The sequence below is a fragment of the Halopseudomonas sp. genome (assembly GCF_036960865.1).
Taxonomy (GTDB): Bacteria; Pseudomonadota; Gammaproteobacteria; order Pseudomonadales; family Pseudomonadaceae; genus Halopseudomonas.
This window is the reverse complement of sequence record NZ_JBALWE010000009.1, coordinates 115,105-134,555: the sequence shown is the minus strand read 5'-3', so window position 1 is coordinate 134,555 and position 19,451 is coordinate 115,105. Positions and strand designations below refer to the sequence as shown.

Annotated in this window: 19 protein-coding genes; all 19 read left to right on the top strand. The window is 58.6% G+C overall.

What is annotated here, in order from left to right; translation table 11 throughout:
- Positions 1–187: 187 nt before the first annotated feature.
- The 19 genes from V7747_RS14070 to V7747_RS13980 all read left to right on the top strand — a co-directional run bounded on the left by V7747_RS14070 (position 188) and on the right by V7747_RS13980 (position 19,222).
- Entirely contained in the window at positions 188–1,405 is a 1,218-nt protein-coding gene (locus V7747_RS14070; RefSeq protein WP_335616648.1) for a flagellin, read from the top strand.
- 72 nt (positions 1,406–1,477) lie between these two features.
- Complete coding sequence (locus tag V7747_RS14065) at positions 1,478–1,882, top strand: flagellar protein FlaG (RefSeq protein ID WP_335616647.1); 405 nt, start codon at positions 1,478–1,480, stop codon at positions 1,880–1,882.
- A gap of 100 nt (positions 1,883–1,982) precedes the next feature.
- Entirely contained in the window at positions 1,983–3,440 is a 1,458-nt protein-coding gene (fliD, locus tag V7747_RS14060; RefSeq protein WP_335616646.1) for a flagellar filament capping protein FliD, read from the top strand.
- Positions 3,441–3,809, top strand: a complete 369-nt coding sequence (gene fliS, locus V7747_RS14055; protein ID WP_335616645.1) for a flagellar export chaperone FliS — start codon at positions 3,441–3,443, stop codon at positions 3,807–3,809.
- Positions 3,810–3,976: 167 nt separating this feature from the next.
- On the top strand, positions 3,977–4,360 hold the full coding sequence (gene fliS, locus V7747_RS14050) for a flagellar export chaperone FliS (RefSeq protein ID WP_335616644.1): 384 nt from the start codon (positions 3,977–3,979) through the stop codon (positions 4,358–4,360).
- 11 nt (positions 4,361–4,371) lie between these two features.
- On the top strand, positions 4,372–4,668 hold the full coding sequence (locus V7747_RS14045; RefSeq protein WP_335616643.1) for a flagellar protein FliT: 297 nt from the start codon (positions 4,372–4,374) through the stop codon (positions 4,666–4,668).
- A gap of 175 nt (positions 4,669–4,843) precedes the next feature.
- Positions 4,844–6,313 carry a sigma-54 dependent transcriptional regulator gene (locus tag V7747_RS14040; RefSeq protein ID WP_335616642.1) on the top strand — a complete coding sequence of 490 codons (1,470 nt, stop codon included), beginning with the start codon at positions 4,844–4,846 and terminating at the stop codon, positions 6,311–6,313.
- A 113-nt stretch (positions 6,314–6,426) separates the two neighbouring features.
- Entirely contained in the window at positions 6,427–7,644 is a 1,218-nt protein-coding gene (locus V7747_RS14035; protein ID WP_335616641.1) for a sensor histidine kinase, read from the top strand.
- Positions 7,641–9,059, top strand: coding sequence for a sigma-54-dependent transcriptional regulator (locus V7747_RS14030; protein WP_335616640.1), 1,419 nt, complete (start codon positions 7,641–7,643; stop codon positions 9,057–9,059). The genes V7747_RS14035 and V7747_RS14030 overlap by 4 nt, the downstream gene beginning before the upstream one ends.
- A 309-nt stretch (positions 9,060–9,368) precedes the next feature.
- Complete coding sequence (gene fliE / locus V7747_RS14025) at positions 9,369–9,701, top strand: flagellar hook-basal body complex protein FliE (protein ID WP_335616639.1); 333 nt, start codon at positions 9,369–9,371, stop codon at positions 9,699–9,701.
- Positions 9,702–9,739: 38 nt separating this feature from the next.
- Positions 9,740–11,455 carry a flagellar basal-body MS-ring/collar protein FliF gene (fliF, locus tag V7747_RS14020; protein ID WP_335616638.1) on the top strand — a complete coding sequence of 572 codons (1,716 nt, stop codon included), beginning with the start codon at positions 9,740–9,742 and terminating at the stop codon, positions 11,453–11,455.
- The gene (gene fliG / locus V7747_RS14015) at positions 11,448–12,470 is read left to right on the top strand and encodes a flagellar motor switch protein FliG (RefSeq protein WP_335616637.1); all 1,023 of its coding nucleotides are present in this window, start codon (positions 11,448–11,450) and stop codon (positions 12,468–12,470) included. Before fliF ends, fliG begins: the two co-directional genes overlap by 8 nt.
- Before the next feature lie 71 nt (positions 12,471–12,541).
- Positions 12,542–13,336, top strand: a complete 795-nt coding sequence (gene fliH, locus V7747_RS14010) for a flagellar assembly protein FliH (RefSeq protein ID WP_335616636.1) — start codon at positions 12,542–12,544, stop codon at positions 13,334–13,336.
- Positions 13,323–14,675 carry a flagellar protein export ATPase FliI gene (fliI, locus tag V7747_RS14005; RefSeq protein WP_335616635.1) on the top strand — a complete coding sequence of 451 codons (1,353 nt, stop codon included), beginning with the start codon at positions 13,323–13,325 and terminating at the stop codon, positions 14,673–14,675. Before fliH ends, fliI begins: the two co-directional genes overlap by 14 nt.
- Complete coding sequence (fliJ, locus tag V7747_RS14000) at positions 14,668–15,123, top strand: flagellar export protein FliJ (RefSeq protein ID WP_092284992.1); 456 nt, start codon at positions 14,668–14,670, stop codon at positions 15,121–15,123. Before fliI ends, fliJ begins: the two co-directional genes overlap by 8 nt.
- Positions 15,124–15,182: 59 nt before the next feature.
- Positions 15,183–15,488 (top strand): STAS domain-containing protein, encoded by a 306-nt coding sequence (locus V7747_RS13995; protein WP_092284990.1) that lies wholly within the window; start codon positions 15,183–15,185, stop codon positions 15,486–15,488.
- Between the two features lie 6 nt (positions 15,489–15,494).
- Positions 15,495–17,207, top strand: coding sequence for an ATP-binding SpoIIE family protein phosphatase (locus tag V7747_RS13990; RefSeq protein ID WP_335616634.1), 1,713 nt, complete (start codon positions 15,495–15,497; stop codon positions 17,205–17,207).
- Positions 17,208–17,355: 148 nt separating this feature from the next.
- Entirely contained in the window at positions 17,356–17,694 is a 339-nt protein-coding gene (locus V7747_RS13985) for an Hpt domain-containing protein (RefSeq protein ID WP_335616633.1), read from the top strand.
- A gap of 79 nt (positions 17,695–17,773) precedes the next feature.
- Complete coding sequence (locus V7747_RS13980; RefSeq protein ID WP_335616632.1) at positions 17,774–19,222, top strand: flagellar hook-length control protein FliK; 1,449 nt, start codon at positions 17,774–17,776, stop codon at positions 19,220–19,222.
- Positions 19,223–19,451 lie beyond the last annotated feature (229 nt).

Genomic DNA, 19,451 nt, shown 5'->3' with positions numbered 1-19,451 from the left:
GCGTGTTTGCCAGCGGTGCCTTAGCCGTCAGGATGAAATTAGCAAGAAAATGCGAAATTCACCCTAAAGCTTCCTGGCAAAGCGTCGATACAGTAACTGAATGCGAACTCAATGGGTGCCTGGGCAGGTCCGGCCCACGAGTCGCAAGCTCAGGCAAACATTATTCAGGTCCTTTGGAGGCAATACCATGGCCCTTACAGTCAACACAAACGTAGCTTCTCTGAACGCCCAGCGTAACCTGGGTTCTTCATCCAACTCGCTGGCCACTTCTCTGGAGCGCCTGTCTTCGGGTTCTCAGATTAACAGCGCCAAAGACGATGCAGCTGGCCTGCAGATTTCCAACCGTCTGACCAGCCAGATCAACGGTCTGGGTGTCGCCACCAAGAACGCCAACAACGGTATCTCCATCGCACAGACTGCTGAAGGCGCTCTGCAAGAGTCCACCACCATTCTGCAGCGTATGCGTGATCTGTCACTGCAGGCTGCCAACGGTTCCAACGGTGATTCAGAGCGTGACGCCCTGAACTCAGAAGTCAACGAGCTCAAGAAAGAGCTGGATCGTATCTCCAACACTACTGCCTTCGGTGGCAAGAAGTTGTTTGACGGTAGCTTCGGTACTGAAACCTTCCAGGTGGGCAGTGCCGCCAACGAAGCGATCAGCTTGAAGCTTGACGAAACCAGCACCAAGTCCCTGCGTAGCGATGCTATCAGCAGCGGCAGCATTGCGACTGCGGACGTGGCTGGCGCGACTGCTGCAGCTTCTGGCTCAATGGCAGTGTCTTTCACTATCGCTGCTGGTAGTGCAGACGGTACCGACCGCGTCTTCACCATTAGCTCTGATTTCGCTTCTGGCGCTACCGTGACCGAGCAGGTTCAGAACCTGGCAACCGCGATTAACGATGCGAACATCGGTGTAGGTGCCTTCATCGCTGACGATGGCTCAATCAACGTTGTCACCAATGCTGATCTGGGTACTGACGATGGTGAGCTGTCGATTGCCTTCGCCTCTGGCGCTACAGCTGCAGCCGCACAGACTGCAGCAGAGGCAGGCGGTACCGCAGTCACTCTGGCAGCTGTCGCAGCAACCGACGCTGAAGTTCGCGATATCGATATCACTTCTGCCGAAGGTGCTCAGAAAGCGGTTTACATCATTGACGCCGCACTGGAGTCGATTGACAGTCAGCGTGCTGCACTGGGTGCTGCTCAGAACCGCTTTGATTCGACCATCAGCAACCTGCAGAACGTGGCTGAGAACGCCTCTGCAGCTCGCGGCCGGATTCAAGACACCGACTACGCTGCTGAGACTGCAAACCTGACCAAGAACCAGATCCTGCAACAGGCAGGCACTGCGATCCTGGCCCAGGCCAACCAGCTGCCTCAGGCCGTACTCAGCCTCTTGGGCTAAGTCTGGATCAGGGGTAATATGCGGGGGGAAGGGTAACCTTCCCTCCGCTTTGTCCGTTGCGAGGTAAGCACCATGGATATGGGTGTTATCAAACCGTTTGAAGTAACCCGCTCTGCGTCCAGCGCTGTTGCGGTGGAGGCGGGTGCCGGCAAAGGCCAGGCAGTAAGGCAGATGGATGCTGCACAGGCAAAATCAGAACCAGCTCCGGTCGCAGTTCAGACTCGTGAAGCGGTTGAGCAAAGTCCTGAAGTTGAGCGTGACCAACTGCAGGCGGCGGTTTCTGATATTCAAAATTTTGTCCAGTCGGTACGCAGAGACATCAATTTCAATCTTGATGATGACAGTGGCCGAGTGGTGATTAATGTAACCGAGGCAACCAGTGGCGATGTGATCCGCCAAATACCCTCGGAAGAAGCGCTTCGATTGGCCGAGAACTTGTCGGAAATCCGTAGCGTATTGTTTGAGGCGGAGGCCTGAGCCTCTGCTCGCCGGTTTCGCTGGCACGTTACTTGCCTGAAAGACCGGGACACTCTCTTCGGTAGGCGCTCCGTCAAAAAACGGTCGCGAGGTACAGTATATGGCTATCACCGGTATAGGTTCAGGACTCAACATTACTGAAATTGTGGGCGCTCTGGTTAACGCTGACGGTGCCCCTAAAGCCGCACAGCTGACTCGGCTGGAAAGCGCCACCACGGCCAAATTCACCGGTCTTGGCACCTTTCGAAGCGCGCTCTCTACCTTCCAGTCCGTGCTGGACAAGCTCAACAGTGCCGAGATTTATCAGAAGCGCACTGCGACCTCTGGCAGTCCTACCAATTTCAGTGTGACCGCTGACAGCACTGCGACCACTGGCAGTTATGATGTCCAGGTGTTCAATCTGGCGCAGACCAGCAAGATTGCGCTGCGCGGGCAGGATACTGCCACCGATGCGGTAGGCACCGGGACCATGACCATCACGGCGGGCGATACCACGCTGGACATTGACGTCACTGATGCTAATAGCAGCCTTTCCGGGATTCGCGATGCAATCAATGCAGCGGGCAAGGACAGCGGTATCAGTGCCACTGTCGTGACGGATCCGAGCGGTGCGGGTGGCTCGCGGTTGGTTTTGAGCTCCACCAAGGCGGGTACTGGCAACGACATCAGCGTCAGCGTCACAACCGATGGTAGTGATACGGGCAATCTGGCGGACCTCGCTTATACACCGCCGGCAACTACTGACTTTGCTGCAACGCCAGCAGACCCCGATAATCCGCGCGAGCCGCGGGTGATTTCCTACGCTCGCGATGCCAATCTGGCAATTGACGGGCTCGCTATTTCCAGTAGCAGTAATACTATTTCAGACGCCATTGATGGAGTGACCATTACGCTTAAGGCGGCTCAGTCGCAGGAAGTTATCGATGCGGGCACCAGCATAAGTCTTCGTGTCGCGGAAGATAAAGCTGGCGTAAGAGCGTCGCTGCAGTCTTTCGTAGATGGTTATAACGCAATGATGAAGTCCATCGGCACGCTAACCGCGGTCACCCCCGTTGGGGGCGATGACGGTGAGCCACTTACGGGAGCGCTGGTGGGAGACTCTTCTGTGCGCTCGCTGATGTCGTCTGTCCGTGGCGTACTCGGATCAAGCGGCAGCGGCGATATTCGCATCCTGGCTGATTTGGGTATTACCACCCAGCGTGATGGTACTTTGGCCATTGACAGCGACAAGTTGGATGACGCGCTTGAAAACAACTACGAAGCGCTGAGCGACTTTCTTGCTGGTGATAACGGCTTGATCGGTAAGCTGGATGCGACAATCGAGCCTTATACCAAGAGCGGTGGCATCCTTGACGGGCGTACCACGTCGCTACAGAACAGGCTGTCCGATATTGACGAGCAGCGTGAGACGCTGAACTTGCGTCTGGAAAAGCTGGAAGCGCGGCTTTTGGCGCAATTCAACGCAATGGACACGCTGGTGGCCGGGCTTTCCAGCACCAGTGACTATCTTACCGGCCAGTTGGCGAACCTGCCTGGCGTCGTTAAAAAGGAATCATAAATGGCTAACCCGATCGATACCTACAAGCAGGTCAATGTGTCCCAGGAAGTATCCCAGTATCGCGCGGTTCAGCTGTTGCTGGATGGTGCTATCGAGCGGGTAAAGCTGGCCCGGCATGCACTCATTACCGGGAATCCGGAGCGCCGTGGCGTAGCCGTCAGCAGCACCATCAGCATCATTGGTGCGCTGCAGACGTCACTGGACAAGGATCTGGGCGGTGAAATTGCCGAGAATCTGGATGCTTTGTATGACTACATGACACGCAAGCTGGCTGGCGTAGCGCTGGATGATACGCCGCGCTCATTGGATGAAGTGCAGCAACTGCTGGGCGAGATAAAGGAAGCCTGGGACGCCATCGAGCCTGCCTGACCGCGGAGCGCTTAACGCCTCAAGGCATTGCGAACCAGCCCACTCGCTTTAACGCAGGTGGGCTTTTTCATTTTTTGTTTTCATACTTGTTTTTGCTAAACGGCCTCAAGTTTTCACTGCGCTGCCGATATAAGCATCATGTGCCACCTATCTTCAGGATATGCCCCATGAATGCTTATGCCGCGATGAAGCAGTACCAGACCGTCAACGTCAATGCACAGGTCAGTGAGGCGGATCCGCATCGTCTGATCCAGATGCTGATGGAAGGTGGCTTGCAGCGTATTGCCCAAGCTAAGGGCGCTATGCAACATGGTAACCTGGCGCTGAAAGGCGAGCAGATCGGCAAAGCGGTGGCGATCATTGGCGGCCTGCGCGAGTCTCTGGATCACCAGCAGGGTGGCGAGGTGGCAGGTAATCTCGAGAGGTTATATGCTTTCATGCAGCAGCGCCTCAGTGAGGCAAATCTGCGTAACGATGCTGAGCTGCTGGATGAAGTAACCGAATTGCTGCGTGAAGTGAAAGCCGGCTGGGACGGCATTCGCCAATCTTGAGGAGTATTCCGATGGCCAATGCCGTTGAGCTGATTCAAAACACCCACGAGTGTCTGATTGCCGCTGTACAGGCGGGTGACTGGCAGCAAGTGGGTAAGCTGGACAAGTTATGCCGTCTGCAGGTTAAGCAGGCGATGGAAGACCCACAGCGCGACGATCAGCAGATCGCCGAGGTGCTGGAAAGTCTCAGTGGTACCTATCGTGAGGTGGTTGCCCTGTGTCAGGCAGTGCAGGGCAAGCTGGCGGAAGAGCTACAAGGGCTGCAGAAAAGCCGTCAGAGCGCCAAGGTCTATCAGATGTTTTCCTGAAGGGCGGTTGATCGCGGAGCTTTTGACTCTCGAAAAACAGCCAACTTTACTGCGCCAACTATTTGACTCAGGCGCCATTTCTGACTACATTTAAGCCCAAGATAACAGGGTATGGCGCGGCGCCATCATTGCGCCGCGACCAGCCCAGCGAGCCAACAGGAAAGCTCCCCTGCCTATGCTGCCCAACAGTCATATTTTGTCGATCGACGACTCTGCGCAAAACCGCCACGACCTGGCTGTCATCCTCGGTTTCTTGGGGGAAGAAGCGATTATCAGCGATTCACAGAACTGGCTGACAGCTGCCTCCGAGCAGGTGACGTCTCCTGGTGCGGTCAAGTGTGTCATTCTCGGGCGCTGTGAGCATGAGCAGGGGCTGCCTGCGTTGCTGGGCCAACTGGACAAGTGGGACGAGAACCTGCCGGTCATTCTGCTTGACCCGGAGCAGTCCAGCCGCTGGCCGGATCACCTCAAGCAGCGTTTGCTGGCTGTGCTCGAACCTCCGCTGAGTTACAACCACCTGCTCGACGCGCTGCACCGTGCGCAGGTCTACCGCGAAGTGTTCGAAGAAAACACTAACCGCCAGCGTCAGCGCGAACCCAATCTGTTCCGCAGCCTGGTGGGCACCAGTCGCTCCATTCAATCGGTCCGCCAGATGATGCAGCAGGTGGCCGACACCGAGGCTACAGTTCTTATTCTCGGCGAGTCCGGTACTGGTAAAGAAGTGGTTGCGCGTAACCTGCATTATCACTCTCGCCGCAAAGACGCGCCTTTTGTGCCGGTCAATTGCGGCGCCATTCCGGCCGAATTACTTGAGAGTGAGCTGTTTGGCCACGAGAAGGGTGCTTTTACCGGCGCGATTACCAGCCGCGCCGGGCGCTTTGAGTTGGCTCAGGGTGGCACGCTGTTTCTCGACGAAATTGGCGACATGCCGCTACCCATGCAGGTCAAGTTGCTGCGCGTGTTGCAGGAGCGGACGTTCGAGCGGGTTGGTAGCAACAAGGTGCAGTCAGCGGATGTTCGGGTGATTGCTGCGACCCATAAAAATCTTGAGCAGATGATTGAGCAGGGTGGTTTCCGCGAGGATCTGTTCTACCGACTGAATGTCTTTCCCATCGATATGCCTGCGATGCGCGAGCGTATTGAGGACCTGCCACTGCTGCTCAACGAGCTGATCACGCGCATGGAGAAGGAAAAGCGCGGGTCCATTCGTTTCAGCACCTCAGCGATCATGTCTCTGTGTCAGCACGAGTGGCCGGGTAATGTGCGTGAGCTGGCCAATCTGGTCGAGCGCATGGCGATCATGCATCCGCACGGCGTTATCGGCGTAGGCGAGCTGCCGCGCAAGTTTCGTTATGTGGAAGATGATCAGGATGACCTGCGCCAACTGCGTGAAGAGGAGGACGAGCGCGGTGAGGCCTTCAGTGGTCTGGTTGGTCTCGACAGTCCGGCGTTTCTTCCGCCTGAAGGATTGGACCTCAAAGAGTACCTCGCCGGCCTTGAGCAAACCCTGATTCAGCAAGCGCTGGATGAGTCCAATGGTGTGGTCGCACGCGCGGCCGAACGCCTCAAAATCCGCCGTACCACTCTGGTTGAGAAAATGCGTAAATACGGTCTCAATCGTGGTTCCGACGTGTCAGAAGACTGACGCAGATTTTCTTTTTTCAGTGCAAGGCTATGTTTAATAAGGGTTTGTTTCTTATGGCATAGCCTTTGCTTTAATTCCCCTGACGATTAGCTTCAGTACCCAGGGGAATCCCGATGGCCGTATCCGTAAAACCCATTTCACCGACTGCAACGCCAGCCGATGCAGCTGCTCAGGCTGAGCCGCTGGCGCAGGCGTACGCGCGCTTCAGTGATGTGTCGGATCAGCTCGCGCAGTCGCATGCGCTGCTGGAGCAGCAGGTGTCCATGCTTAAGCGGCAGTTGGCTGAGGCAGAGGCGCAGCGGGTTCATGAGTTGGCCGAGAAGGCTCGTCTGGCTGGCCGCTTGCAGAATGTACTGGACCTCTTGCCTGGTGGTGTGGTGCTGTTGGATGGCCGTGGTGTGGTGCGTGAAGCCAACCCGGCGGCCAGAGAGTTGCTGGGTGAGCCCCTCGAAGGCGAACTCTGGCGAGACCTGATTCGCGACCGTTTTGCACCGCGTGAAGACGATTATCATGAGGTGTCTCTGCGCAGTGGACGGCGCGTTTCACTGGCAACCCGGTCATTGGTGGGCGAGCCGGGTCAATTGATTTTGCTCAACGATCTGACCGAAACCCGGGAGCTGCAAAGCCAACTGGCGCGCAATGAGCGGCTGTCCGCGTTGGGCCGCATGGTCGCCTCGCTGGCCCATCAGATTCGTACACCGCTGTCTGCCGCCCTGCTTTATGCCGAGCACCTCAATGACGAGGCGCTGGCACCGGTACACCGGGTACGCTTCGCTGATCGCCTGCAGGGACGTCTGCATAGCATTGAACACCAGATTCGGGACATGTTGCAGTTCGCCAAGGGCGACCTGCCGATCGAAGATCGCCTACCCGCGTCGATTTTCTTTGAGTGGCTACAGAGCCATGCCGACAGCCTGATTGACGAGAAAGGCGGTCAGTGCCGCTGGGAGTCCCTGTTGCCCGCAGACGTGATGCTGCGCTGTAATCGCGACACTCTGGCCGGCGCAGTGATCAACCTGATTGATAATGCATTGCAGGCTGGCGCGCCCCAACCGAATCTGAAGGTCTGCATGCGGCTGATTGAAGGTCAGTTGAGCATTAGCGTGGTGGATAACGGCAGCGGTATGTCGGCCGAGCAACTGACACGTATCGGTGAGCCGTTCCACACTACCCGCGCCCAGGGCACCGGGCTGGGTGTCGCGGTAGTTAAATCGGTAGTGCAGGCCCACGGTGGTCAGTTTGCGTTGCGCAGCAAGGCGGGCTGGGGTACCTGTGCCGAAGTCATCTTGCCGGTTAGAGCCATGCCGGTCGAGGAGTGGGAGGCGGTATGAATACGCAAGCTACACGGGTTTTGCTGGTTGAAGACGATCAGTCGTTGCGCGAGGCGCTGGCCGATACCCTGATGTTGGGAGGTTACGATTACGTGCAGGCCGCGGATGCGGAGACCGCACTCGGCTTACTGAGTCAGGAAAGCGTCAGCATGGTGATCAGTGACGTCAATATGCCCGGCATGGATGGCCACGCTTTGTTGCGCACGCTGCGTATCCAGTACCCGCATCTGCCGGTCCTGCTGATGACGGCCTATGGCACCGTGCAGCAGGCGGTCACAGCAATGCGCGATGGTGCCGTGGACTATCTGGTCAAACCGTTTGCTCCCAAGGCGCTGTTGGATCTGGTGGCGCAGCATGCGCAAGGTAAATTGCAGGCCATGCCGGGGGAAGGCCCGGTGGCGGTAGAGCCGGCCAGTCTGCAACTGCTGGACCTGGCGCGTCGCGTCGCCGCCAGCGATTCGACGGTACTGGTCTCGGGCGAGTCAGGTACCGGTAAAGAGGTGCTTGCGCGCTATATTCACCAGAATTCGCCGCGCGCCACGCAGCCTTTTATTGCCATCAACTGTGCCGCCATTCCGGAGAACATGCTGGAGGCGACGCTGTTCGGTCACGAAAAAGGTGCCTTCACCGGCGCGGTGGCCGCGCAGGCGGGTAAATTTGAGCAGGCCAACGGCGGGACCTTGTTGTTGGATGAGATTTCCGAAATGCCGCTAAGTTTGCAGGCCAAGCTGTTGCGCGTGCTGCAGGAGCGCGAGGTGGAGCGCGTGGGCGGCCGCAAGCTGATTCAGCTGGATATCCGGGTGATCGCCACCACCAACCGCGACCTGCCCGCAGAGGTGGTCGCCGGGCGTTTCCGCGAAGACCTTTACTACCGTTTGGGGGTGTTCCCGCTACAGTGGCAGGCGCTACGTGAACGTCCCAATGACATCCTGCCCATTGCCGAGCGCTTGTTGGCCAAGCACAGCCGCAAGATGAACATGAACAATATCCGTTTTTCCGGCGAAGCGGTTCAGGCGCTGCAAGCACACGCCTGGCCGGGCAATGTGCGGGAGCTGGACAACGCGGTGCAGCGCGCCCTGGTATTGCAGCAAGGCGGCATGATCTTGCCACACGATCTGTGTTTGTCGGTAGCGCCGGGCGCAGCGGTTACCGCCAGTGCTGTTCGACCGGCTGCCAGCGTGACGGTTGCCGAGCCAGCTCCTGCGGCCGTTCAGCACGCCAATGCCGGTGGCCTGGGAGCCGGCGTCAAGCAGCGCGAGTATCAGATGATTATTGACGTTCTGCGGTCCGAGCACGGCAAACGCAAGGAGGCAGCCGATCGCCTGGGGATCAGCCCGCGTACCTTGCGCTACAAGCTGGCGCAGATGCGTGATGCCGGCTTGGACGTGGAAGCGAGTTTGTTTGCCGGGGTTTGAGTGCGCGCGCGCCTTGGCATTGCGGCCACGGTTGAGTGGCCTTATAGGGCAAAGGCATTCTGGTATTCATCACTGCTTTGACCACTCCACACCCTCCGCCAACATAATGCTTTGCCCCTGTCCTCGTTTGAGACAGGGGCGGAGTGTGCTGCTCAACTCCAGCCTTTGCTCGACTCAGTGCTGCGTCAGATCCCCCACCCCTGTTTTCCTCGATATTCACCGGGCCTGCTCGGCAGGTTGGCACCGATTTTGCTGAAGTACCTGTAAAGCGACAGTAGCCGTCAAAAAATTTACGGCGTGGAGGCAGGTATGACCCAAGGTGTTGAATTCAATCGTTTGATGTTGCAGATGCGCACCATGCAAATGGAAGCCATGGGCAAACCGCAGCCTGCGGCGCCAGTTGAAAAGAACGTTAACGCGCCTGCGTTCGACGATATGCTGAAGCAAGCCGTGGATCGTGTGAACGAGCTGCAGAAGACAACCAGTAATCTGCAGACGGGCTACGAGCGTGGTGATCAGGGTATCGACCTCACGGAAGTGATGATTGCCTCCCAGAAATCGTCAGTTGCCTTTCAGGCCATCACCCAAGTACGCAACAAGATGGTGAGCGCCTATGAAGACATCATGAAGATGCCCATCTAGCTTGTATTTATTGCTGCTGAATGCTTGAGGAAAGCCCCATGGAATCCGCCAATACACCCGCTACCCAGAGTCAATTGGAGGCTGATCGCAAGCCGCTGATGGGATTGACCTTTCTGGACAATCTGGCGCAACTGCCCATGCTGCGGCAGTTCGGCCTGCTGGTGGGGTTGGCTGCCAGTGTGGCCATTGGCTTTGCGGTTGTGCTCTGGTCGCAGGAAGCCGAATACCGCCCCCTGTACAACAGCATGGAAGGCTACGATGCCGCGCAGGTCGTAGACATGTTGCAGCAGAGCCGTATCGACTACAAAGTCGAGCCCAACAGCGGAGCTTTGCTGGTTCGCACTGAGGACTTGGCCGATGCGCGCATGCGCTTGGCCAGCGCTGGTATTGCGCCGACGGACGGCAACCTCGGCTTTGAGATTCTCGATCGTGAGCAGGGGCTGGGCACCAGCCAGTTCATGGAAACCACGCGTTACCGCCGCGGCCTGGAAGGCGAAATGGCGCGGACCATTTCCAGCCTTTATAACGTCAAGAATGCGCGGGTGCACATTGCGATTCCGCGTTCCACCGTATTTGTGCGCGATGAGCGCAAGCCCAGTGCATCGGTTCTGCTGGAGATGTACGCCGGTCGTCGGCTAGAACCCGCTCAGGTAATGGCTATCGTCAATCTGGTGGCCACCAGCGTGCCTGAGCTCGGCAAGGACGATGTCACTGTGGTGGACCAGAATGGCAACCTGCTGTCCAACCAGAACGAGCTGAATGAGCTGACGGTTGCCGGACGGCAATTCGATTACACCCGTCGCGTGGAAGATACCTATACGCGTCGCGTACACAACATCCTGCAGCCGGTCCTTGGCGAAGGCCGTTACAAAGCGGAAGTGTCGGCGGACGTGGATTTCAGCGCGGTCGAATCTACCGCCGAGATGTACAGTCCTGAATCGGCACTGCGCAGTGAGCAGGTGGTCAGTGAGCAGCGCAGCGGTGCCAGCGGTCCGGTCGGTATTCCCGGCGCCTTGTCCAATCAGCCGCCGGGTGCTGGTCAGGCGCCGGAGCAGGCGATTGATCCGGTAACCGGCGAACCCGCTGTTGCTGTAGTGCCAAAGGATACCCGTGAGCAGGCGACCCGAAACTATGAACTGGATCGCCAGATCAGTCATACCCGTCAACAGCAAGGTCGGTTGCGTCGGCTTTCCGTCGCCGTCGTGGTGGATGATCCTTCCGAGGTCAATGCGGAAACCGGTGAGGTAACCCGCACTCCGTTGGGTGAGGCAGAGATTGCCCGCCTGACTCGCTTGGTGCAGGATGCCGTGGGTTATGATGCCAGTCGTGGTGACAGTGTCAGCGTCATCAACAGCGCTTTCGTAGCACAAGCGGCGGCTGAGCCACTGCCAGACATTCCCTTCTGGGAACAGCCCTGGTTCTGGGATGTGGCCAAGCAGATTCTGGGGATTCTTTTTGTACTGATTCTGGTGTTTGCGGTGCTGCGCCCGGCGCTGAAGAATCTGACGGTCGCCAATCGTAGCAGCGGCGATGGTGGCTACCCGGCCTCCATGCAGGGTGGCGCAGGTGGCGGGCTGGATGATGATCTGAGCCCGGATCAGGTGAGCCTTTCCGGCCCGGCTTCAGCGCCTGTGTTGCTGCCGCCACCGGGCGCCGGTTATGAACAGCAATTGAATGCCATCAAGGGCCTGTTGGCGGAAGATCCAGGCCGCGTGGCACAGGTAGTCAAAGAGTGGATTAACGCCGATGAGTGAAGATGCCAGCAAGCGCCCGCAAAAATTGTCACGGCTGGATAAGGCGGCGATCTTTTTGCTCAGTCTGGGCGAATCTGATGCCGCGGCCATCCTCAAGCACATGGGGCCCAAGGAGGTGCAGCGCGTCGGTAGCGCCATGGCCGGACTGCGCACCGTTCACCGTGAGCAGGTGCAGGAGGTCATGGGCGACTTCATTGAAGTGGTCGGCGATCAGACCGGTCTGGGCGTTGGCGCTGACGGCTATATTCGGACCATGCTGACGCAGGCATTGGGCGAGGATAAGGCCAACAGCCTCGTTGACCGTATTCTGCTTGGCGGCAGCACGTCCGGGCTGGACAGCCTGAAATGGATGGAGCCACGCGCCGTGGCCGATGTCATTCGTTACGAGCACCCGCAGATTCAGGCGATTGTGGTGGCCTACCTCGATCCTGATATGGCCGCAGAGGTGGTGGGTTATTTCGACCATAAGGTGCGTTTGGACGTCTTGCTGCGCGTGGCCTCGTTGAACACCGTTCAGCCTTCAGCGCTGAAGGAGCTGAACGAGATTCTTGAGAAGCAGTTTGCCGGCAACTCGAACACTACCCGGGCCAATATGGGCGGGATCAAGCGTACCGCCGACATCATGAACTTCCTCGAGTCGAGTACCGAGTCGCAGTTGATCGAAGCCATTCGCGAAATGGACGAAGACCTGTCTTCGAAGATCGAAGATCTCATGTTTGTCTTCGACAACCTGTCTGAAGTCGACGATCGCGGTATCCAGGCGCTGTTGCGCGAGGTCTCCTCCGAAGTGTTGATTGTCGCGCTCAAGGGCGCCGACGAAGACATCAAGGAAAAGATTTTTCGCAATATGTCCAAGCGTGCCTCCGAACTGCTGCAGGACGACCTGGAAGCCAAGGGACCGGTGCGTATCAGCGAGGTGGAAGCCGCGCAGAAAGAAATTCTTACCATTGCCCGACGTATGGCCGATGCTGGCGAAATCGTGCTGGGTGGCAAGGGTGGCGAGGAAATGATCTAACCCGTCGGTGCCGCCGTCGGGCAAGGTGTTATTCTGACGCCGTCATTCAACCAGCTGCAGGGTAGTAGCGCATGTCTTCAAACAAGTCTGAATCCGAGTTGCTGCGCGCTGGTCAGGTGGAAGCATTCAGCCGCTGGGACCTGCCCAGCTTCGACAGCGCCCCGCACCAGGTTGCGCTTGAACGCGAGCAGCCAGAGCCAGAGCCCGAGCCGGAAGAGCAACCGCTGGAAGAGGAGGAGCTGGAAGAGGTCAAGCCTTTCACTGTTGAGGAGTTGGAGCAGATTCGGCAAGACGCCTACAACGACGGTTTTGCCACCGGTGAGAAGGACGGCTTCCATGCGGGCCAACTCAAGGGGCAGCAGGAGGCGCGCGCTGTGCTCGATGCCCGTCTGGTCGAACTGGAAACCTTGATGGATCAACTCATGGCGCCGCTACAGGCGCAGGATGATCAGATCGAGGATATGCTGCTGACGTTGCTTGAAGGCATGTTGCGCGAGATATTGCAGCGCGAGATGCGTAGCGATCAAAGCCAGGTTCTGCAGGTCCTGCGCGGCGCTCTCAAGGCCCTGCCAGTGGGTGCCGGCAACATTCGTATTTATCTCAATCCTGCTGACTTTGACGCCGTCAAGGCGCTGCGCGAGCGCCACGAAGAAACTTGGCGCCTGCTGGAGGACGATACTCTGATGCCGGGCGGTTGCCGTGTCGAAACGGAACACAGCCAGGTGGACGCCACCCTGGAGACCCGCCTGCAGCAACTCATTTCACAGCTGTACGAAGAGCAGCGCGAGCAGCGTGCGCATCCGCCCGCAGCCGATTTGAGTATCACGCCCGACGCCTCGGATGAGCCTGACCATGAGCAGCCTTGAGCGTATCAGCTTTGCTCGCCGCCTGTCGCGCTATCAGGGCGCTATAAAACTGCCGGCAGACCCGGTTGTGGAAGGGCGGCTGATTCGCATGGTCGGTCTGACGCTGGAAGCCGAGGGCTGTAAGGCACCGGTCGGCAGTCGTTGCCAGGTCATCAGTGATACGCCAAGCGGCCAAAGCAGTATTGAGGCCGAGGTCATGGGTTTTTCCGGCAACAAAATCTATCTGATGCCGGTAGATCGGCTCGAAGGTCTGCAACCGGGTGCGCGGGTGGTACCTTCCAGCGGCGGTGGCAAGCTGCCCATGGGCTCCGCCATGCTGGGCCGTGTGGTTGATGGCATTGGCCGGCCGCTGGATGGCAAAGGCAGTTTCAAGGCCGATGACTGGGTTGATCTGAATGGTCCGGTCATCAACCCACTCAAGCGTCATCCGATCGAAGAGCCGTTGGATGTGGGCATCCGCTCGATCAATAGCCTGCTGACGGTGGGCCGTGGGCAACGCCTTGGGCTGTTCGCCGGTAGCGGTGTAGGCAAGAGTATGCTGCTGGGCATGATGACGCGCTTTACCGACGCCGATATCACCATCGTTGGGCTGGTGGGTGAGCGGGGTCGCGAGGTGAAGGAGTTCATTGAGCAGATCCTCGGTGAAAAGGGCATGGCACGCTCCGTGGTGGTCGCCTCGCCAGCCGATGACGCCCCCCTGATGCGCCTGCGCGCGGCCATGTATTGCACGCGTATTGCGGAGTACTTCCGCGATCAGGGGAAGAACGTACTGCTATTGATGGATTCGCTGACGCGTTTTGCCCAAGCGCAAAGGGAAATAGCATTGGCCATTGGTGAGCCGCCGGCGACCAAGGGCTATCCACCCTCGGTGTTTGCCAAGCTGCCCCAACTGGTCGAGCGCGCCGGCAACGCCGAGCAGGGCGGCGGCTCGATTACCGCGTTTTATACCGTTCTATCCGAGGGGGACGATCAACAGGACCCGATCGCCGATGCCTCGCGCGCCATTCTCGACGGTCACGTGGTGCTGTCGCGCCGGCTGGCCGAGGAGGGGCATTACCCCGCGATCGATATCGAGGCCTCGATCAGCCGGGCCATGCCACAAATTGTCTCGCCCGAACAGCTGCACAAGGCGCAGGTATTCAAGCAACTCTATGCCCGCTATCAGCAGAGTCGTGATCTGATCAGCGTCGGTGCCTATTCTGCCGGTTCCGACCCATTGACTGACAAGGCGATGGAGAAAATGCCTTCCATGCAGGCCTTTCTGCGCCAAGGGCTGCACGTCAGCGTTAACCTGAACGATAGCCAGGCAGCGCTGGAACAGACCATCAATAATGAGTGAAAGCCGCATTCGTCGCTTGATCCCGGTGCTGGACATGGCGCTGGAGGAAGAGCGCAAGGCAGCTACAGTGTTGGGGCAATGCCAGAAGCAACTGGATGAAGCCCAGACACGATTGCGCGACCTTGAGTACTACTGCGGCGAATACGCCAAAGGCTGGACTCAGCGCGGCGGCCAGGGCGTAGGCCGCGAGTGGCTGATGAACTACCAGCGTTTCATGGCGCAGATGGAGGTTGCGCTGGAGCAACAGCGCCAGACGGTGAGTTGGAATAGCCAGAGTATCGACAAGGCACGCGAGAACTGGCGGCAGCGCTATCAGCGTCTGGAGGCACTGCGCAAACTGATCGAAAAATACCGCCAGGAAGCGCAGGCCAGAGCAGACCGTCAGGAGCAGAAACTGCTCGACGAGTTGTCTCAACGAGCCCACGCACAACGCGGAAATAATGCCTGACAGTCCCCCATCCCTGTGCTAAAAGAAGTGGAACACCCAAAACTTGCCAGGGAGAAATCATGTCGATTCAGGCAACTTTATCGGCGGACAGCCAAGTACTTACCATCAGCGTCAAAGGGCGTTTCGATTTCGGCGCGCACCAGGACTTTCGCAACGCTTACGAGCGCAGCGGTCTGACTCCGCAACGCTATGTGGTTGATCTGCATGAAACTGATTACATCGACAGTTCTGCGCTCGGCATGTTGCTGCTGCTGCGTGACCACGCTGGCGGAGACAGTGCGCAGGTCAGCATCGTTCATTGCAATCCCGATGTCCGCAAAGTATTAAGTATTTCCAACTTCGAACAGTTGTTCAGCATCAAGTAGCCTCAGATGGCCGGCCGGCGTGTATCAGCAGGTGGCGGCGCCGAGGTGCAAGACGCCACTAGCCGTCTGAGCGTGCTCGTGGCCGATGACAATCCTGCCGACCGTATGATTCTCGGGCGTCTGGTTGAGCGTCTTGGTCATCAGGTCTATCTGGCTGAAAATGGCCGTCTGGCGGTAGAGCAGTTCAGTGCGATGCAGCCCGATATCGTGCTGCTGGATGCCCTGATGCCCGTCATGGATGGTTTTGAGGCAGCCCGCCTGATAAAGCAGCAGGCGGGCGAAGATCTGGTGCCAATCATCTTTCTCACCAGCCTGACTGAAACCGACGCGCTGGTGCAGTGCCTGGAAGCCGGCGGCGACGATTTTCTGACAAAACCCTATAACCCGGTCATCCTGGACGCCAAGATTCGCGCCTTTCGACGCATGCGCGAGATGCATCAGACGCTGCAGTCGCAACGTGATGTGATCGCCGCGCAACATGCCAGCATGGTGCAGGATCAGGAGCTGGCGAAGATCATCTTTGATCGCGTGGCGCACTCCGGCACCCTCAGTCACAGCAGTTTGCGCTATCTGCAGTCAGCGTATGCCATGTTCAACGGCGACATTCTGTTGGCTGCCAACCGCCCCTCTGGTGAAATGCACCTGCTGCTGGGTGACTTTACCGGCCATGGTCTATCGGCTGCCATTGGCGCCATGCCGCTGGCTGAAGTCTTCTACGCGATGACCGCCAAGGGCTTCACGCTGCGGGATATCCTGCTCGAGCTGAATGACAAGCTGGCGACCATACTACCGGTCGGCATTTTCTGCTGCGCGGTGCTGATTGAGGTCAACCCGAACAAGGGCCTGGTTGAGATATGGAACGGTGGCCTGCCGGAGGTGGTGATTCTGGGGCGCTCGGCGGAGTTGATGCAGCGGGTGCCATCCACGCATCTGCCGCTTGGGGTTGCCCGCAGCGAACGTTTCAATGCCGAGCCGGTGGTGCTGGTGATGCGCCCAGGCGAGCGGCTGCTTTGCTGGACTGATGGTGTAATCGAAAGTCGTAACCAGGCCGGGGAGTTATTCGGTGAATCGGGCGTACACGAGGTGCTGGATGCCTACCTGGGGCATCCGGCCAAAGTATTCGATGGCTTGCTTCAGGCATTGGAGCGATTTCACGGAAGCCCCGAAGACGACGTGAGTCTGTTGCAAGTGGTAATGCCTGCCGTCACTGAACGCGCGGTGGTAGCACATCCACCGACGCAGTCCGCGCCCGCACAGGACTGGCGGTTGGCTTACACTTACCGCGCCGGGTCGATTCGGCAACAGAATCCGTTGCCATTTCTGCTGTCTCGCCTGCTCGAAATCCCCGGCCTGCGTCCCCAGGCTGGAGCGCTATTCACCGTACTCAGCGAGTTGTATAGCAATGCGCTGGAGCATGGGCTGCTGCAGCTCGACTCTGCGTGGAAGCGGGATTCGGATGGCTTTGCGCTTTACTATCGAGAGCGTGGCGAACGTCTGCGCACGCTCAGCGAGGGGTGGATACGTTTTACGCTGAATCACGTGCCTACCTCCGAGGGCGGGCTGTTGTATATCGAGTGTGAAGACAGTGGCAATGGTTTTGACCCTTCGTGTGCCGAAGCCGATTATGCTGGCCGCGGACTGGCCTTGATCGCGGCTCTGGCGCAGGAGGTTGAGGTAGATGCGGCGGGCAGCCGGGTAAGGGTGGTCTTCAGCTGGTAGCATGGGCATACTGCCCGCAGTTTCTGTGTATCCGGCGGGCTTCTCAGCAGGGCCGTCTGTTAGGCTGTTACTGCTTTGCTAGCTGTTTTTTCGTCGTGCGCTGCGGCCGAAGGAACGCCAACTCATTCCGTCATAGAGTTTTTTGCGTATGTCAGATCAGTTTCCGGATGTCGATAACGCTGCACTGGACGCGCTGCGTGACTTGATGCAGGAAGATTATCCCCTGTTACTGGAAACCTTCCTGGCCGATGCCAATGTAAGGCTGACTCAGCTGCGTGAGGCGCTGGTCACTGACGATCTGGAAGCCTTCCGGCAGGCGGCGCACAGCTTCAAGGGCAGCTGCGGCAACATGGGCGCGCTGGCGCTGGAGCAGGCCTGCCTGAATGCCGAGAAAGCCGCCCTGCAGGGCGACGCTGAGGCCGCCTCCAGCAGCTACTCGCGCATTCGCGAGCGCTTTACCCGCCTGCAAGCCATTCTTTCCTGCTAACAATCCACCCGGTTGGCCCGCGCATTGCAAGTTGCTTGCAAACGCAAGGATTCTTGCAGACCGGGGTGGAGATTCAATCATGCCAATTGGGCAAAATCTGCTGGCGCTGATGGGCGCTGAAATGCCACGAGACACATTCGCTGGGTTGAACGCCACGCGGGGCGAAAGCGGCGAAACAGAAGGGTTTGGTGCCTTCTCTTCGATTCTTGCAGCGCAAAAGCCGTCGGAACTCAAAGCACTGTTCAGCCAGCTGAATCAATTGCAGGCAGACGCCATGGGCACCGAAGAGGCGCCGCCCGAGTTTGCCGCCGACGGCAATAGCTTGCCGGTCGAGATAAAGGGCTGGCTGCAAAAGTTGGCCATGCTGGAAACCTCAACGCAGTCCTCCGTGGGCGGTGACGATGACGTGGCCGCGGCGGCTGTGGCAGATGACCCAACCGAGCAGGAGGCTCTGGATCTACTTGCCGGTTTGAGCAGCCAATGGCAGCAATGGTTGGCGCAGCTGCCGCGGGACGAGGCCGCCGCATCCGGTAGTGTGGCTGAGGCCGAGGTGGCTCTGGCCTCTACCTTGCCACACGTGCCTGGCGCGCTGGTGGATCAAAACAGGCAACAGCTTGCTGCCACTGAAGTCAGCACTGGCCTGCCTGGAGATAAGGTGATTCCGGCTGCTGTCGGTACCCTGAGCTCGCCGGACATGCTGGCCCAACTGCGCGCCGCGATGACGGGCGAGGCGAACACTGAGGAGGTCGCTGGCCGGGCCGTCAGCAGCGATGACACGACCAGCAAAGGCAAGGCGGTGGTCGCGGACGGTGACGACAAGCTGCTCAATCAGTCCAGGCAGACCAACTCGGCTGATCAGCCGCAACAAAGCCAGCGTGTTGCCAGTCTGGTTGCCAGCATGGAAGCGCCGGGATTTGCCGCGGCACGTTTGGCCGAGCAGAAGGGACGCGAACCAGGCAAACCGGATAGCAATGCGATAGACGCACTGGCTGGACAAGATAGGGCGAGTACTGCCGCCAATGCTGCGCAGAATGCCCTGACCCAACGGCCTGTCGCCGCTGCTGCGCAAGCCGCTACCGTTCCCTTTGGCCAGAGCGGCTGGAGTGAATCGGTGGTCAATAAGGTCATGTGGATGTCCAGCCAGAACCTGAAGAGCGTTGAGATTCAGCTCGACCCTGCCGAGCTGGGGCCACTGGAGATCAAGATTCAGACCCGCGGCCTTGAGCATCAGGTGCAATTCGTCAGTCAGAATCCGGGCGTGCGCGAGGCACTGGAAGGTCAGGTGCATCGCTTGCGTGAGATGTTTTCCCAGCAGGGTGTTGATCAGCTCGATGTCTCGGTATCCGATGGCAACAGCGGTCAACAATCAGGTAGCGAGCCGCGCAGTAGCTTTGCCGGTGGTGAGGGCAGTGGTCGTGGCGGTAGTTTGGCGAACGGTGCAGCTCAACTGGGTAGTGAAGACGAGCTGCCAATGGCTGCTGCGCAAAGCATCGCGGCCAATAGCAGGTTGGTGGATTACTACGCCTAGGCTCTCAGGCCCGCGCTGCCGGGCCTGACATCTGCGACGTCCCCGAGGCGCGCCAGTCTGCCGACAGCCGGTGGGCTGGCAAAGACATTTACCCGCTTTCCCTTTATTCTATGCCGAACCGGCCCTGGCAGCCGAGCGCGAGCCTTGCGCCTGCGCTATCCTGCGAGCAGTCGGGCCACGCAGGCATGAGCTGGCACGCTCAATGCATCAGCCCTGGAAACAGGGAAAA

Excerpts from the sequence above, each read along its gene's own strand:
- V7747_RS13985 (WP_335616633.1), top strand. The coding sequence starts at position 17,356 with ATGTCAGATCAGTTTCCGGATGTCGATAACGCTGCACTGGACGCGCTG.
- V7747_RS13995 (WP_092284990.1), top strand. The coding sequence starts at position 15,183 with ATGTCGATTCAGGCAACTTTATCGGCGGACAGCCAAGTACTTACCATC.
- V7747_RS14065 (WP_335616647.1), top strand. The coding sequence starts at position 1,478 with ATGGATATGGGTGTTATCAAACCGTTTGAAGTAACCCGCTCTGCGTCC.
- V7747_RS14030 (WP_335616640.1), top strand. The coding sequence starts at position 7,641 with ATGAATACGCAAGCTACACGGGTTTTGCTGGTTGAAGACGATCAGTCG.
- fliE (WP_335616639.1), top strand. The coding sequence starts at position 9,369 with ATGACCCAAGGTGTTGAATTCAATCGTTTGATGTTGCAGATGCGCACC.
- fliJ (WP_092284992.1), top strand. The coding sequence starts at position 14,668 with ATGAGTGAAAGCCGCATTCGTCGCTTGATCCCGGTGCTGGACATGGCG.
- fliG (WP_335616637.1), top strand. The coding sequence starts at position 11,448 with ATGAGTGAAGATGCCAGCAAGCGCCCGCAAAAATTGTCACGGCTGGAT.
- V7747_RS13980 (WP_335616632.1), top strand. The coding sequence starts at position 17,774 with ATGCCAATTGGGCAAAATCTGCTGGCGCTGATGGGCGCTGAAATGCCA.
- V7747_RS14070 (WP_335616648.1), top strand. The coding sequence starts at position 188 with ATGGCCCTTACAGTCAACACAAACGTAGCTTCTCTGAACGCCCAGCGT.
- fliS (WP_335616645.1), top strand. The coding sequence starts at position 3,441 with ATGGCTAACCCGATCGATACCTACAAGCAGGTCAATGTGTCCCAGGAA.
- V7747_RS13990 (WP_335616634.1), top strand. The coding sequence starts at position 15,495 with ATGGCCGGCCGGCGTGTATCAGCAGGTGGCGGCGCCGAGGTGCAAGAC.
- fliS (WP_335616644.1), top strand. The coding sequence starts at position 3,977 with ATGAATGCTTATGCCGCGATGAAGCAGTACCAGACCGTCAACGTCAAT.
- fliD (WP_335616646.1), top strand. The coding sequence starts at position 1,983 with ATGGCTATCACCGGTATAGGTTCAGGACTCAACATTACTGAAATTGTG.
- V7747_RS14035 (WP_335616641.1), top strand. The coding sequence starts at position 6,427 with ATGGCCGTATCCGTAAAACCCATTTCACCGACTGCAACGCCAGCCGAT.
- fliH (WP_335616636.1), top strand. The coding sequence starts at position 12,542 with ATGTCTTCAAACAAGTCTGAATCCGAGTTGCTGCGCGCTGGTCAGGTG.
- V7747_RS14045 (WP_335616643.1), top strand. The coding sequence starts at position 4,372 with ATGGCCAATGCCGTTGAGCTGATTCAAAACACCCACGAGTGTCTGATT.
- fliI (WP_335616635.1), top strand. The coding sequence starts at position 13,323 with ATGAGCAGCCTTGAGCGTATCAGCTTTGCTCGCCGCCTGTCGCGCTAT.
- V7747_RS14040 (WP_335616642.1), top strand. The coding sequence starts at position 4,844 with ATGCTGCCCAACAGTCATATTTTGTCGATCGACGACTCTGCGCAAAAC.
- fliF (WP_335616638.1), top strand. The coding sequence starts at position 9,740 with ATGGAATCCGCCAATACACCCGCTACCCAGAGTCAATTGGAGGCTGAT.